Source organism: Streptomyces sp. NPDC048424, from assembly GCF_040651555.1.
In the GTDB taxonomy this organism is placed as follows: Bacteria; Actinomycetota; Actinomycetes; order Streptomycetales; family Streptomycetaceae; genus Streptomyces.
This window is the reverse complement of the sequence record NZ_JBEZKE010000047.1, coordinates 22,822-37,057: the sequence shown is the minus strand read 5'-3', so window position 1 is coordinate 37,057 and position 14,236 is coordinate 22,822. Positions and strand designations below refer to the sequence as shown.

Annotated in this window: 13 protein-coding genes and 1 other RNA gene; 4 read left to right on the top strand and 10 right to left on the bottom strand. The window is 72.0% G+C overall.

Going from position 1 to position 14,236, the window contains the following annotated elements; translation table 11 throughout:
* Window positions 1-89: 89 nt before the first annotated feature.
* The 4 genes from AB0D29_RS36270 to AB0D29_RS36255 form a co-directional block, all read right to left on the bottom strand.
* Window positions 90-653, bottom strand: a complete 564-nt coding sequence (locus AB0D29_RS36270) for a GNAT family protein (RefSeq protein ID WP_362860113.1) — start codon at window positions 651-653, stop codon at window positions 90-92.
* Window positions 654-662: 9 nt separating this feature from the next.
* Window positions 663-1,850 carry a uroporphyrinogen-III synthase gene (locus tag AB0D29_RS36265; protein WP_362860112.1) on the bottom strand — a complete coding sequence of 396 codons (1,188 nt, stop codon included), beginning with the start codon at window positions 1,848-1,850 and terminating at the stop codon, window positions 663-665.
* A gap of 98 nt (window positions 1,851-1,948) precedes the next feature.
* Complete coding sequence (locus tag AB0D29_RS36260; RefSeq protein ID WP_362860111.1) at window positions 1,949-3,319, bottom strand: nitrate/nitrite transporter; 1,371 nt, start codon at window positions 3,317-3,319, stop codon at window positions 1,949-1,951.
* Between the two features lie 97 nt (window positions 3,320-3,416).
* Window positions 3,417-4,382 (bottom strand): LysR family transcriptional regulator, encoded by a 966-nt coding sequence (locus AB0D29_RS36255; RefSeq protein ID WP_362860110.1) that lies wholly within the window; start codon window positions 4,380-4,382, stop codon window positions 3,417-3,419.
* A 195-nt stretch (window positions 4,383-4,577) separates the two neighbouring features.
* Here AB0D29_RS36255 and AB0D29_RS36250 point away from each other — a divergent pair, with 195 nt between their 5' ends.
* Together AB0D29_RS36250 and AB0D29_RS36245 are read left to right on the top strand one after the other, a co-directional pair.
* Window positions 4,578-5,867, top strand: coding sequence for an MFS transporter (locus AB0D29_RS36250; RefSeq protein ID WP_362860114.1), 1,290 nt, complete (start codon window positions 4,578-4,580; stop codon window positions 5,865-5,867).
* Between the two features lie 48 nt (window positions 5,868-5,915).
* The gene (locus AB0D29_RS36245) at window positions 5,916-7,262 is read left to right on the top strand and encodes an SH3 domain-containing protein (RefSeq protein ID WP_362860109.1); all 1,347 of its coding nucleotides are present in this window, start codon (window positions 5,916-5,918) and stop codon (window positions 7,260-7,262) included.
* 68 nt (window positions 7,263-7,330) lie between these two features.
* Here the strand turns inward: AB0D29_RS36245 and ssrA are convergent.
* The 5 genes from ssrA to ftsE all read right to left on the bottom strand — a co-directional run bounded on the left by ssrA (window position 7,331) and on the right by ftsE (window position 11,231).
* Window positions 7,331-7,719, bottom strand: a transfer-messenger RNA (tmRNA) gene (gene ssrA, locus AB0D29_RS36240).
* Between the two features lie 84 nt (window positions 7,720-7,803).
* On the bottom strand, window positions 7,804-8,289 hold the full coding sequence (gene smpB, locus AB0D29_RS36235) for an SsrA-binding protein SmpB (RefSeq protein ID WP_362860108.1): 486 nt from the start codon (window positions 8,287-8,289) through the stop codon (window positions 7,804-7,806).
* 18 nt (window positions 8,290-8,307) lie between these two features.
* Complete coding sequence (locus AB0D29_RS36230; protein ID WP_362860107.1) at window positions 8,308-9,489, bottom strand: S41 family peptidase; 1,182 nt, start codon at window positions 9,487-9,489, stop codon at window positions 8,308-8,310.
* A 67-nt stretch (window positions 9,490-9,556) separates the two neighbouring features.
* Window positions 9,557-10,525, bottom strand: a complete 969-nt coding sequence (ftsX, locus tag AB0D29_RS36225) for a permease-like cell division protein FtsX (RefSeq protein ID WP_030719960.1) — start codon at window positions 10,523-10,525, stop codon at window positions 9,557-9,559.
* A 16-nt stretch (window positions 10,526-10,541) separates the two neighbouring features.
* Window positions 10,542-11,231 (bottom strand): cell division ATP-binding protein FtsE, encoded by a 690-nt coding sequence (gene ftsE, locus AB0D29_RS36220; RefSeq protein WP_030011324.1) that lies wholly within the window; start codon window positions 11,229-11,231, stop codon window positions 10,542-10,544.
* Between the two features lie 238 nt (window positions 11,232-11,469).
* On the opposite strand from ftsE, the gene AB0D29_RS36215 reads away from it, so the two are divergent.
* Complete coding sequence (locus AB0D29_RS36215) at window positions 11,470-11,661, top strand: hypothetical protein (RefSeq protein WP_362807696.1); 192 nt, start codon at window positions 11,470-11,472, stop codon at window positions 11,659-11,661.
* A 104-nt stretch (window positions 11,662-11,765) separates the two neighbouring features.
* Here AB0D29_RS36215 and prfB read toward each other — a convergent pair whose 3' ends face one another.
* Window positions 11,766-12,875 carry a peptide chain release factor 2 gene (prfB, locus tag AB0D29_RS36210; RefSeq protein ID WP_362807693.1) on the bottom strand — a complete coding sequence of 370 codons (1,110 nt, stop codon included), beginning with the start codon at window positions 12,873-12,875 and terminating at the stop codon, window positions 11,766-11,768.
* A 316-nt stretch (window positions 12,876-13,191) separates the two neighbouring features.
* Between prfB and AB0D29_RS36205 the strand changes: the two genes are divergently transcribed.
* Complete coding sequence (locus AB0D29_RS36205; protein ID WP_362860106.1) at window positions 13,192-14,193, top strand: 2-oxoglutarate and iron-dependent oxygenase domain-containing protein; 1,002 nt, start codon at window positions 13,192-13,194, stop codon at window positions 14,191-14,193.
* Window positions 14,194-14,236: the final 43 nt, after the last annotated feature.

The following is a 14,236-nucleotide window of genomic DNA, read 5'->3' as shown; positions in this document are numbered from 1 at the left end:
GCCGCCCGGGCGGCGGCCGCCGCGCCCCCCCCCCCCCCCCCCCCGAAACCCGGCTCCGCCGGGCACCGGGCTCCGCCCGGACCCGCTCCTCAAACGCCGGAGGGGCTGGATTGTGGCGGGTTGTCGTGGAGCAGGCGCTGGAAGAGGCGGTGGTCGCGCCACGCGCCGTTGATGTGGAGGTAGCCCGGCGCGAGGCCGTAGAACTCGAAGCCCGCCTTCGCCAGCACGCGCTGCGAGGCGAGGTTGTCGACCAGGGTCCCGGCTTCCACCCGGTGCAGGCCGACCTCGTCGCGGGCGACCCGGCAGACCTCTTCCAGCCCCGCCGTCGCCAGCCCCTTGCCGTGCCAGGCGGGGTCGACCCAGTAGCCCACGCCGCCGCTGCACAGCGGCCCGTGGGCGATGGAGCCGAGGTTGATCGCGCCGACGGGGGCACCCGTGGCCGTCTCCACGAACACGTACGGGACGATCCGCCCGGCGTCCCGCTCGGCGAGGAGCCCCTCGATGCGTTCCCGCTGCCCCCGCTCCGTGTAGTACGCGTCCGTCCGGACGGGCTCCACGTGCGCCATGAACGCCCGGTTGCGCGCGAACGCCTCCGCCAGCCCCGCGGCGTCGCCGAGCTCGACGCCCCTCATCTCCACGCCGTCAATGATCATCCCGGCACGCTAGCCGAGGACCCCCCTGGCCGTCACCGCGTCGAGCGGCAGCTCCCCGTACTTGGCCTCGCCGCCCGCGTCCAGCGACAGCCGGTACCCCCGCTTGACCACGGTCTGGATCAGGTTCGGCGCCCCGAGCGCCGCCCGCAGCCGGGCCATCGCCGTCTCCACGGCGTGCTCGTCGCGGCCCGCGCCCGGCAGCACCCGCAGCAGTTCCGCGCGGGCCACCACCCAGCCCGGCCGCCGGGCCAGGGCCCGGAGCAGGGCCATCCCGGCCGGCGGCACCGGCCGCAGCCGCGCGTCCAGCAGGACGGCGTGCCCGCGGATCTCCATGCGGTGCCCGGCCACCGGCAGCACCCGTGCCCGGCCCGGGAGTTCCTGGCAGAGCAGCTGGACCAGCGGGCCCAGCCGGAAGCGTTCCGGCTGCACCGTGGCCACCCCGTGCGCCTGCAGCGGCAGCGCCGTCACCGGCCCGACGCACGCGGACACCAGCGGGCCGCGCAGCGCTTCCAGCACGGCCTCCCGTACGCCCCGTGCCTCGGCCCGGGACAGCAGGGAGGCCGCCGCCGGCGCCGAGGTGAAGCTGACGGCGTCCACCCCGCCGCCCACGATCGCGTCGAGGAGGCGGTCCAGCGGCCCGAGGTCCTCCGGCGCCATCCACCGGTACACGGGCACCACGACCACGTCGGCGCCGCCGGCCCGCAGCGCCTCGACGAAGCCGGGCAGCGGCTCACCGTGCAGCTGGAGTGCGATCCGGCGGCCCGCCACCCCGGCCGTCAGGAGCCGTTCCAGTACCTCGGCGAGCGATTCCGACTCCGGGGACCAGGTCTCGACGAGGCCGGCCGCCCGGATGGCGCCCTTCACCTTCGGTCCGCGCGCCAGCAGTTCGGTGGCCCGCAGCCGCTCCAGCAGTTCCTCGCCGATGCCCCACCCGTCGGCCGCCTCGATCCATCCCCGGAAGCCGATGGCGGTGGTGGCCACGACCACGTCCGGTGCGCAGCCGATGAGTTCCTTGGTGGCGGCGAGCAATTCGCTGTCGTCGGCGAGGGGCACGATCCGCAGCGCCGGGGCGTGCAGCACCGCCGCTCCGCGCCGCCGCAGCAGCGCGATGAGTTCGTCCGCTCGCCGGGCAGCGGTGACCCCGACCGTGAAGCCCGCGAGCGGGCCGGTGTGCGTGTCGGTGTTCGTGTGGTCCATCGTGACCTGCCTACTGACGCATGGGGGCGGGGCGGAACGGGTGGACCGAGCCTGCCAAGGCGGCATGTCGGACTCGGTTCACCGGTATTTCGCCCCGGTTACACCGACGTGAGCTGGGGTTTCGCTTCGACCCCGAGGGCCGCGGCGGCCGCGGCCGCCGGCCGGCGAAGGTATACCGCCCAGGTGACCGCGCAGCACAGGGCGTAGAAGCCGAGGAAGGTGACGAAGGCCGCCGTGCCGGAGCCGGAGCTGAGGAAGGCCTCCCGGAAGACGAGGTTGATGCCGAGTCCGCCGAGTGCGCCGACGGCCCCGATGAGGCCCATGGATGCCCCGGAGAGCCGCCGCCCGTAGGCCGCGGCCGCCTCGCCGCTCATCCCGCGGGCCAGTGCCTTCGCCTGGAAGATGCCCGGGATCATCTTGTACGTCGACCCGTTGCCGAGCCCGCTCAGGACGAACAGCGCCACGAACCCGACGAGGAAGACCGGCAGCGAGGACCGGCCCGAGGCGAACACGACCACGCCGGTCGCCGCCGCCATCGCCACGAACGTCCCCAGGGTGATCCGCGCCCCGCCGAACCGGTCCGCCAGTGCCCCGCCCACCGGCCGGATCAGCGATCCGAGGAGCGGTCCGACGAAGGTCAGCGAGGCCGCCTGCAGCGGGGTGCGGCCGAACTGGGTCTGGAGCACCAGGCCGAAGGCGAAGCTGTAGCCGATGAAGGACCCGAACGTCCCGACGTAGAGGAAGGACATGATCCAGGTGTGCGCGTCCCGCAGGGCCTCGCGGACGGCGCCGGTGTCGTTGCGCACGGGCGCCAGGTTGTCCATCCGTACGGCCGCCAGGACCGCCGCGAGGACGATCAGCGGGATGTAGGCGCCGAGCAGCAGCCGCGGGTGCGTGGCCCCGGCGGTGGCGATGACCAGCAGTCCGGCCAGCTGCACCACGGGCACGCCGATGTTGCCGCCGCCGGCGTTCAGGCCGAGCGCCCAGCCCTTCTTGCGCAGCGGGAAGAAGGCGTTGATGTTGGTCATGGAGGAGGCGAAGTTGCCGCCGCCCACGCCGGTGAGGGCCGCGACGAGCAGGAAGGTCCCGTACGAGGTCCCGGGCTCCATCACGACCAGTGCGGCCACCGTCGGCGCGAGCAGCATCAGCGCGCTGAAGACGGTCCAGTTCCGGCCGCCGAAGCGGGCGACGGCGAAGGTGTACGGCACCCGCACCAGGGCGCCGACGAGGGTGGCGGTCGCGATGAGGAAGAACTTCCCGGCCGGGTCGATCCCGTAGGCGGGGCCCATGAAGAGGACCATCACGGACCAGAGCGACCAGATGGAGAACCCGATGTGCTCGGAGAGCACGGAGTAGAGGAGGTTGCGGCGGGCGGTCCGCTCCCCGGTCTCCTTCCAGAAGGTCTCGTCCTCGGGATCCCACTGCTCGATCCAGCGGCCTCCCCTGCGCGGTGCGGTCGTACCGGTCATCACACGCCTCCACAGCTGTCGCGTCCGTGGTGACGACCGTAGGAAGGGCGCGTTTCGGCGCCGGTCCCCGCCGGATGACCGCCGGGAAACCTTGCTCTCACCCGCCGCCGGGTCCGTGTGTGAGCCGGGCCGGGAGGCGGCTCCCGGGCGGCGCTTGCAGCCAGCCCCGCTCGGCGGCCAGCCCGGCGGCCGCGGCGCGCAGGGCGTCCAGCCCGGGGTGTGCGAAGCCCTCGCGCCACACCATGGACAGCGGGGACAGCGGCACCGGGTCGGTCAGCGGCCGTTTCACACAGCCGGGCATGTCGAGGAAGTCCACGGTGGCGAGGACCGGGTTGCCGGTCTTGACCATCACCCGGCGGAACTCCTCCTTGCCCATCGCCACCGGCGCGGGCGGCGCCATCAGGATCCCCCGCCCGGCGAACAGCTCGCGCGCCAGCCCGGTCCACTCCAGCGTCCGCGGGTTCCCGGCGCCCGCGTACACGGTCTCCCCGGCGAGCGCGTCCAGCGGTACGGTCTCCCGCGCGGCCAGCGGGTGCCCCTCGGGCAGCAGCACGGCGAGCGGCTCGTACCGTACGGGCGTCTGCGCGAGCGGCGCCCGCAGCGCCGGGTCCAGCCCGTCGGCGTACCCGAAGGAGACGTCGAGCCGGCCGGCGGCGATCTCGGCGGCGGCGTGGGTGAGGCCGCTCTCGAAGCGGGCCATCAGCTCGCAGTCGGGGGCGAGTTCGCGGGCGCGTTCCAGCACGGTCCGCGGGGTGCTGGGCCCGTCGGTGTTGAGGTCGACGAGGAGCGGGCGGGGGGCGGTGAAGGCGGCGGCGAGTTCCTCGTGCGCGGCGAGCACGCGCCGGGCCAGCGGCAGCAGGCGCTGCCCGTCGGCGGTCAGCTCGACCTGCCGGGTGGTCCGCAGGAACAGCGTGGCGCCCAGGGTCTGTTCGAGCCGCCGGACATCGCGGCTGAGTGCCTGCTGGGCGACGTAGAGGCGGGCTGCGGCGCGGGTGAAGTGCAGTTCCTCGGCGGCCGCGACGAACCCGCGCAGCAGCCGCGGGTCGACATCGCGGGGAATCACTCCCGGAGACTAACAACAGATGGCGGTGAATGGGCTCCGAACAGGTGTTGGACCGGGACGGGGGCCGGGCCCGAGGCTCTTCCCATGCCCGCCACGACCACGACCACGACCACCGCCCGCACGGCCACCGCCCGCACGGCCACGGCCCGCACGGCCTCCTCCCGCACCGCACCGACGGCCGCGCGCACCCCGCTCATGACCGTCACCGGCAGCACCCTCGTCATCGCCGGACCGCCCGCCGGACGGCCCGCCGGCGCCGCCCGGCCGGCCCGCACGCCCCAGGGCCCCTACCGCCGCCTCTTCGCCCGGCCCGGCACCCGGGGCTTCACCGCCGGGAACCTCCTCGCCCGGCTCCCCATGGGCATGTTCGGGGTCAGCGCGGTCATGATGATCGCCGGACAGCGCGGCTCGTACGCCCTCGCCGGCGCGGTCACGGCGACCGGCCTGGCCGCCACCGCGCTGGTCGCGCCCTGGACCGCCCGGCTGGTCGACCGCCACGGCCAGGCCCGGATCGCCGTACCGGCCACCCTGATCGCGGTCCTCGGCTCGCTCTCCCTGATCGTGTGCGTCCGTACCGGGGCGCCCGCCTGGACCCTCTTCGCCTCGTACGCCGCGACCGCCACCACCCCCAACATCGGCGGCATGTCCCGCGCCCGCTGGACGCACCTGCTGCGCGACTCCCCGGCCGCGCACCACACGGCGATGTCCTTCGAACAGGCCGCCGACGAGCTGTGCTTCATGCTCGGACCCGTCCTGGCGGCCTTCCTGTGCGGCGCCGTCTTCCCCGAGGCGGGCACCCTCACCGGCGCGGTCCTGCTGCTCACCGGCATGCTCGTCTTCACCTCCTGCCGCGCCACCCAGCCCCCGGTGTCGGCCGCGCCCCGGCAGGGCTCACCGCTGCGCGCCCTCGGCCCGCTGCTGCCGCTCTTCGTCGTCACCGGCGTGGTCTTCGGCTCGATGGAGATCACCTCGATCGCCCACCTCGACGCCCGGGGCCTCGGCGCGTCCTCCGGTCTGATCCTGGCCCTGCAGGCCGCGGGATCGTGTGCGGCGGGTCTGCTCTACGGCACCCTGCGCCCCCGTTCGCTGAAGGCCTGCGTGGGCGCCCTGGCCGTCCTCATGGCCCTCCCCTGGGCCGCGGCGGCCACCGGCTCCCTGCCCGCCCTCGGCTGCGCCCTCCTCCTGGCCGGCATGGCCACGGCCCCGACGATGGTCACGGCGATGTCCCGGGTCCACGCCCTGATCCCCGAGGGACGCCTCAACGAGGGCATGACGCTCGCGGTCACCGCGATCTTCGCGGGCATCGCGGCCGGTTCGGCGGGCGCCGGCCTCGCGGTGGAGCACGTGGGCCCGACCGCCGCCTACGCGGTGCCGGCCGCGGCCGCGCTGATCGCGCTGGCGACCACCGCGCCGGGACGATTCATGCGGCGGGCGAGTGATCGTTCCCGCGTGGTACGCACGGCCGCCGCTCATGATCCGCAATAACTGGGGGTGCCTTCCCCAGCGCCCTTCTCCTTTGCGGAGGAACACCCCTTGCTGTCTGCTTCCCGCTCCGTGCCCGCGGCCCTCGTCGTCGCCGCCGTGACCGCCACCTGTCTGGTTCCGGCCGTACCGGCCCTCGCCGACTCGTCGAGCATCCGGTTCTCCCAGCCGTACGTCCCCTCGATCGCCCCCGGCCGGACGGGCCGCGTGGTCATCGCGGCCGTCAACGGCTCGGACCCGGCCGTCAGCGGCACCTTCCGGATCTCCGCCCCGGACCGCACCACGTTCCCGGAGGCCCGCTTCTACTGGAACGGCCGGCGCGCGGCCAGCGCCTGCACGCGGTCGGCGGACGCCCGCCTGCTGACCTGCGACGCGGGGACCCGCGCCGGCTTCCGCTTCCCGGCGAACGCGCAGACCCAACTCGGCGTGTCCGTACGGGTCGACGCGGACGCCCCGGAAGGCACGACGCTGACCGGCGGCGAGTGGGCGACGGGCACCTCCGCGTCCGCGCTGTTCGCCGTCGCCACCGCAGTGTCCGGCCCCAAGGGCGACAAGGGAGACAAGGGCGACGACGGGCACGACGGGCACGACGGAAAGCCCGGCCACCACGGCAAGCCCGGCCGCCCCGGCCCGAAGGGCGAGAAGGGCGACAAGGGAGACCCCGGCGAGCGCGGCGACACCGGCCCGGCCGGACCGGAGGGCCCCGCCGGCCCGCAGGGCCCGCAAGGCGAACAGGGCGAACAGGGCGAACAGGGCGAACAGGGCCCCGCCAACGGACCCAAGGGCGACCCCGGCCCGGCAGGCCCGCAGGGCCCCGCCGGCCCCCGCGGACCGCAGGGACACAAGGGCGACGACGGCAAGCCGGGACGGCAGGGCCCGAAGGGCCACAAGGGCGACCAGGGCAAGCCGGGACCGCAAGGCCCGAGGGGCCACAAGGGCGACACCGGCAAGCCCGGCCCCCGCGGCCCGCAGGGCCACAAGGGCGACCACGGCAAGCCGGGCAGGCCGGGTCCCCAGGGGCCGCAGGGACCGAAGGGCCACAAGGGGCCCAAGGGCGACCCGGGCAAGACCGGCCCACAAGGCCCCCAGGGACCCAAGGGCCCGAAGGGCGACACCGGCAAGCCCGGCAAGCCCGGCACCTGCACGAAGTGCGGCGGCCACCACGAGACCCCGAAGGCCAAGATCGTCTCCCCCGGCAAGGGCCTGCGCGTCCACTCCGGCCCCGCCACGCACTACGCGAAGACGGGCAAGGTCTACACCGGCACGGTGGTCCCCCTCCAGTGCAAGGTCAACGGCCAGAACGTCGACGGCAATTCGATCTGGTACAAACTCGCCGACGGCTCCGGCTGGATCACCGCCCGCTACGCCCTGAACCTCAACAAGGTCCCGTTCTGCTGACAGCAGCCCACCCGGCATGACAAAGGCCCCGCAGCCGAGAGGCTGCGGGGCCTTTGCCCACATGGGATGAGTGGAGATGGCGGGAATCGAACCCGCGTCCAACGGTGCAGAAGCAGGGCTTCTCCGAGCGCAGTCCGCTGCGCTTTTCTCAGCCCCGGAGATCACACGGACAAGTCTCCGACGGGCTCAGTCACTGTTTGGTTTCCCTCCAACCCCCGTGACCGGGGCTAGAGGTTTAGATCCCTAATTGACGCCAGGATCCGGACCGGGACCACTTCCGGGCTGACGCTCCTCACAGAGGCTTCAGCTCACTGTTATTAGGCAGCGAGGGTGAAGCGGGAGTTATCGCTCTTGGAGTTGGCGATTATTGTTTGCGACATGTGGTTAGCGAGATCATTGCCGCTTCCTCGGCTCGCTTCCCCTGCATCGACATCCGCTGTCGAAACCGATCATCCCCATGTTGTGTTTTCAAGCTGCCCCCACCGCGAGCGGCGGGTGCTGACGCCATGGTACGCGAAGTGGACCACCGCGTGCCAGCAGGTTAAACCGTGCCCCGCTGCTTGCGGCGGATCGCCGAGATCGTGCGCTGCGTCTCGCGGGTGTCCTGCTTCTCCCGCATGGTCTGCCGCTTGTCGTACTCCTTCTTGCCCTTGGCCAGCGCGATCTCGACCTTCGCGCGGCCGTCCTTGAAGTACAGCGAGAGGGGCACGATCGTGTGACCCGTCTCCTCCGACTTGCGCTCCAGCTTGTCGATCTCCTCCCGGTGCATGAGGAGCTTGCGCTTGCGCCGGGCGCTGTGGTTGGTCCAGGTGCCCTGGGTGTACTCCGGCACGTGCACGTTGTAGAGCCACGCCTCGCGGCTCTCGACCGTCACGAAGCCGTCCACCAGCGAGGCCCGGCCCTGGCGCATGGACTTGACCTCGGTCCCCGTGAGCACGAGTCCGCACTCGTAGGTGTCGAGGATCGTGTAGTCGTGCCGCGCCTTCTTGTTCTGGGCGATCAGCTTGCGCCCTTTTTCCTTAGCCATAGTGCGGTCATTTTCGCACTACGGACCCACCCCGAGGCCACCCAATACCGTGACGGCCCGTTCCTCGGCCCGCTCGCCCGCCGGCACGTCCGGGGTGATGCCGTCGCCGTCCAGGCTGCGGCCCGCCGGAGTGCGGTACATGCCCACCGTCAGCTCGGCCACCGAACCGTCCGGGAGCTCGGTCGGCATCTGCACCGAGCCCTTGCCGAAGGTCCGGCTGCCCACCGCCACCGCGCGGCCCCGGTCCTGGAGGGCGCCCGTCACCAGCTCGGCCGCGCTCATCGTGCCGCCGTCCACGAGGGCCACCAGCGGGCGGGTGGTGTCGCCGCCCGGTGCCGCGTACAGGACCCGCTGGTCCCCCCGTACGTCGTACGTCGCCACGAGCCCGCCGTCCAGGAAGGCGGAGGCGGCCGTGACCGCCTCGGTGACCAGCCCGCCCGGGTTGCCGCGCAGGTCGAGCATGACCCCGGCGCCGGGCGGGGCCGCGCGGACGGCGGACCTGACGCGCTCCCCGGAGCCGCGGGTGAAGGAGGTGACCTTGATGACGGTGACGCCGTCGGGGCGCTGGCGGACGGTCACGGGCTCGGTGCGCAGCTGCTCGCGGCGGACGGTCTCGGTGAGGTCGGCGCCGTCCCGGCTGAGGTTCAGCACGACGGGGGTGCCGGCCGTGCCGCGCAGCAGGGAGACCACCTCGGCCACGGCCAGGCCGGTCACGGCGTGCCCGTCGACGCTCAGCAGCCGGTCCCCGGCGCGCAGTCCGGCCCGGGCGGCGGGGCTGCCGGGCTGGACCTTGTCGACCTTGATCACGCCGTCGTGGGCGCGTTCGGCCCAGACCCCGACTCCGGTCCAGTGGCCGTCGAGGCCCTCGGCGAAGGCGGCGTACTCGCCCTGGTCGTAGACGGTGCCCCAGCGGTCGCCGCTGCGGCTGACCTCCTCCTGGGCGGCCTTCTTGCCGGACTTCCCCTCGGCGACGGCCTCGGCGGCGGCGCGCGCCACCGCGTCGCGGTCGGCGGTGCCCGCCGTACGGGGTGCACCGGGGGCGGGGAGCTCCGCACGGACCTCCGCGGCCACGGCGCCGTCCTCCTGGTCCCAGCATCCGGTTAAGGCACCGGTGGCGACGGCGGCGAGGAAGGCCAACGTCAAAACGGCCCCGCGACGCAGGTCGCGGGGCCGGAGACAGAAGGCGGGCAGACCCGGCATGGCGCCGAGTCTAGGACAAGCCCCGCTCCGGTACGGATGGTTGGCCGGACCGCTCGCGGGGCGCTTGTCACACCTTCAGGTACTTGCGCAGGGCGATGAAGGCGGCCATGGAGGGCATCAGGAGGCCGATGAAGAGTACGTACGGGAGCTTGGCCAGCACCGATCCCCAGCCCATGAAGTCGATCAGCTGGATCTTGTCGCGCAGTCCGACGCCGTGGTCGATCACGAAGTACTGGCCGGAGACGAGCATGGCGCAGGCGAAGAGCGCGCCGATGAGCCCGGCGAAGGCGGCCTCCATGATGAAGGGCACCTGGATGTAGAAGCTGGAGGCGCCCACGAGCCGCATGATCCCCGTCTCCCGCCTGCGGCTGAACGCCGATACGCGCACGGTGTTGACGATCAGCAGCAGCGCCACGATCAGCATGATCAGCATGATGCCGAGGGCGGCGTAGTTGAGGTAGTTGAGGATCCGGAAGAGGTCGTCGATCGCCTGGCGCTGGTCGTCGACGGTGTGGATGCCGTCACGGCCCGCGAAGGCGGAGGTGACCACCTTGTACTTCTCCGGGTTCTTGAGCTTGACCCGGAAGGACTCCTGCATCTGGTCGGGCGTGATGGAGGAGGCCAGCGCGGTGTGGCCGTACTGCTCCTGGTAGTGCTTGTACGCCTCGTCCGCGGACTCGTAGGCCACGGACTTGACCAGGGACATCTGCTTGAGCTCGGACTCGATCTGCTTCTTCTGCTCGTCGGTCACGGCGCCCTTGCGGCAGGTGGCGACGCCGCCGGCGCCGCCTCCCGAGCCGTCCGGCTTGGCGGCGGCCTCGCTGGCCTCCTGGGCGTCCTGCTTGTTGCAGAGGTAGATCGAGACGTTGGCCTTGTCGTACCAGAAGCCCTTCATCCTGCTGACCTGCTCGCTCATGAGCAGGGAGCCGCCGAACAGGGCCAGTGACAGGGCCACGGAGATGATGACCGCGAAGGTCATGGTGAGATTGCGGCGGAGACCGACGCCGATCTCCGACATGACGAACTGGGCGCGCATGACTCTCAAGGGCCTTTCAGTGCTGGTAGCCGTAGACGCCGCGCGACTGGTCGCGTACGAGTCGGCCCTGTTCGAGTTCGATGACGCGCTTGCGCATCTGGTCCACGATCTGCTGGTCGTGCGTGGCCATGATCACGGTGGTGCCGGTCCGGTTGATCCGGTCCAGCAGCTTCATGATCCCGACGGAGGTCTGCGGGTCGAGGTTGCCGGTGGGCTCGTCCGCGATCAGCAGGGCGGGGCGGTTGACGAAGGCGCGGGCGATGGCCACGCGCTGCTGCTCACCGCCGGAGAGCTCGCCGGGCATCCGCTCCTCCTTGCCGCCCAGGCCCACCAGTTCGAGGACCTGCGGGACGGCCTTGCGGATCTCGCCCCTCGGCTTGCCGATGACCTCCTGGGCGAAGGCCACGTTCTCGGCCACCGTCTTGTTGGGCAGCAGGCGGAAGTCCTGGAAGACGGTCCCCAACTGGCGCCGCATCTGCGGGACCTTCCAGTTGGAGAGCTTGGCGAGGTCCTTGCCCAGGACGTGCACCTGGCCGTGGCTCGCCCGCTCCTCGCGCAGGATCAGCCGCAGGAAGGTGGACTTGCCGGAGCCGGAGGAGCCGACCAGGAAGACGAACTCGCCCTTCGCGATGTCGAGGGAGACTTCTCTGAGTGCAGGTCGGCTCTGCTTCGGGTAGGACTTGGAGACACTGTCGAATCGGATCACGGGTGCACCACGGTCGCCGGGAGTAGGTGTGCGTGACCATACGCGAACGGGCGCGAGGTGTGGACCCGGCATCCGGACTTGCCCGTTTTATCCCGGGGTGCGGGTCGCTCCGGACCGTGATTGCCCGGACGGGCCGCGCCGAATGTCGGCGAAGCTGGCACAGTGGTAGGGGGAACGGTCTGGTTCCCCACGCCGTTATAGGCAACAGACGAGACCGAGGGGACGAAAGGAGGAGCGCATGACATATGACCGGCTCGTGTGCGCGAACTGCGCCGCACCCGTCAGCCAGGGCCGCTGCCCGGTGTGCCGGGCGAACCGGGAGCGCCTCCAGCAGGAGGGCCCCTTCTCCGGCCTCAATCCCGTGGCTCTCATCGTGCTCATGGTGATTCTCGTGGCAGCTCTGGTGCTGGTGGCCCAGCAGACCGCCTGATACGCGGTGCCCGCGGCCTGCGCGCCGCGTACCGATCACCACACGGAACGAGGGCCCGGACATCACTGATGTCCGGGCCCTCGCCCATGTGCGTGGGTCATGCCCTACGCGGTCTGCTCCTGCTGCTTGCGCCAGCGGATCCCGGCCTCCAGGAAGCCGTCGATCTCGCCGTCGAGCACCGCCTGCGGGTTGCCGACCTCGAACTCCGTCCGCAGGTCCTTGACCATCTGGTACGGGTGCAGGACGTAGGAGCGCATCTGGTTGCCCCAGGAGCTTCCGCCGTCCTTGAGGGCGTCCATCTTGTCCTTCTCCTCCTGGCGGCGCCGCTCGAGCAGCTTGGCCTGGAGGACGTTCATCGCGCTGGCCTTGTTCTGGATCTGCGAGCGCTCGTTCTGGCAGGACACCACGATGCCGGTGGGGATGTGCGTGATGCGCACCGCCGAGTCGGTGGTGTTGACGCCCTGGCCGCCGGGGCCGGAGGCGCGGTACACGTCGACGCGCAGCTCGGCCTCGTCGATCTCCACGTGGTCGCTGGTCTCGACGACCGGCAGCACCTCGACGCCCGCGAAGGAGGTCTGGCGGCGGCCCTGGTTGTCGAAGGGCGAGATCCGGACGAGGCGGTGGGTGCCCTGCTCGACGGAGAGGGTGCCGTAGGCGTACGGGGCCTTGACGACGAAGGTGGTCGACTTGATGCCGGCCTCTTCCGCGTACGAGGTCTCGTAGATCTCGGTGGAGTACCCGTGCCGCTCGGCCCAGCGCAGGTACATGCGCTGGAGGCGCTCGGCGAAGTCGGAGGCGTCGACGCCGCCGGCCTCGGCACGGATGTTGACCAGGGCCTCGCGCTCGGCGTACTCGCCGGAGAGCAGGGTCCGGACCTCCATCTCGTCCAGCGCCTTGCGCACGGAGATCAGCTCGGCCTCGGCCTCGGCGAGGGTGTCCGCGTCGTCCATCTCCTGGGCGAGGTCGAACAGCACCGCGAGGTCGTCGATGCGCCCGCGCAGGGTCTCGGTCTTGCGGACTTCGGCCTGGAGGTGCGAAAGCTTGCTCGTGATCTTCTGAGCGGCCTCCGGGTCGTCCCACAGGGACGGCGCGGCGGCCTGCTCCTCGAGCACGGCGATATCTGCCCTCAGCTTGTCGAGGTCCAGGACGGCCTCGATCGACCCCATGGTCGAGGAGAGGGACTTCAGCTCTTCGGAAACATCGACGACTGCCACGGGTCCAGCGTAGCCGGTCCCCGGACAACGCCGTCCGGGCAGGCCGGATCGCCCGTTCTGATGACGGCTCGCACGGGCGTACGCTCACGGTATGACCGTTCTCCTCGTCAAGCGCCGCCATGTCGACCACATGCGTGTCACGACGACGAGCTGTCTGCCGCCGGACCGTACCCAAGCCTGATCCACCCCGATCCGACTTGGTCCTGTACGCGGCTCACGCGGTCCCGGCACCATCCCTGCCGGCGGCCCACCCCTCACCCGCGGCCCCCGCCACCTCTGGGGAACAGGACCCCGTGACATCCGAAACGGAGCCGTCATGCCGTCCGCGCACACTCTCCCCGTCCTGGACCTCTCCCAGGCCGACGACCCGGCCCAGCGGGCCGACTTCCTGAAGCAGCTGCACGCAGCGGCCAGGGACACCGGTTTCCTGCACCTGACCGGGCACGGCGTCACCGCCGCCGAGAGCGCCCGCATCCTGGAGCTGACCAGGGCCTTCTTCGCCCTCCCGGAGGCCGACCGGCTCGCCGTGAGCAATCTGAACTCCCCGCACTTCCGCGGCTACACCCGGATCGGCCACGAGCTGACCGGCGGGGCCTCCGACTGGCGGGACCAGCTGGACGTGGGCGCGGAGCGCCCGGCTCCGGTGGTGGGGCCGGACGACCCGGCGTACCTGTGGCTGGAGGGCCCGAACCAGTGGCCCGCCGCGCTCCCGGAGCTCCGTACGGTGGTCCTGGACTGGCAGTCCCGCCTCGCGGCGGTGGCCCACCGGCTGCTCCAGGAGCTCCTCACCTCGATCGGCGCCCCGTCCGACTTCTTCGACGCGGCCTTCGCGGACCGGCCGCACCTGCACACGAAGCTGATCCGCTACCCCGGATCCGCCCCGTCCGGCGCGGACCAGGGGGTCGGCGCGCACAAGGACTACGGCTTCCTGACGCTGCTCCTGCAGGACTCCGTGGGAGGCCTCCAGGTCGTGCGCGACGGCGGCTACCTCGACGTCCCGCCGCTCCCGGGGGCGTTCGTGGTCAACCTGGGCGAGCTGCTGGAGATCGCGACGGAGGGCTACCTGACGGCGACGGACCACCGGGTGGTGAGCCCGCCGGGGGCGGTGGAGCGGTACTCGGTGCCGTTCTTCTACAACCCGCGGCTGGACGCGGTCGTGGAGACGGTCCCGGGCGACTACCTGGCGTCGGCCCCCGGGGTCGCCCACGACGCGTCGAACCCGCTGCACGCCGAGTACGGGCGCAACGAGCTGAAGGGGTGGGTCCGCGCCCACCCGGCCGTGGCGCGGCGCTGGCACCCGGAACTGGTCACGGCGTAGCCGGGGCTCCGCCCCGGACCCCGCTCCTCAAACGCCGGAGGGG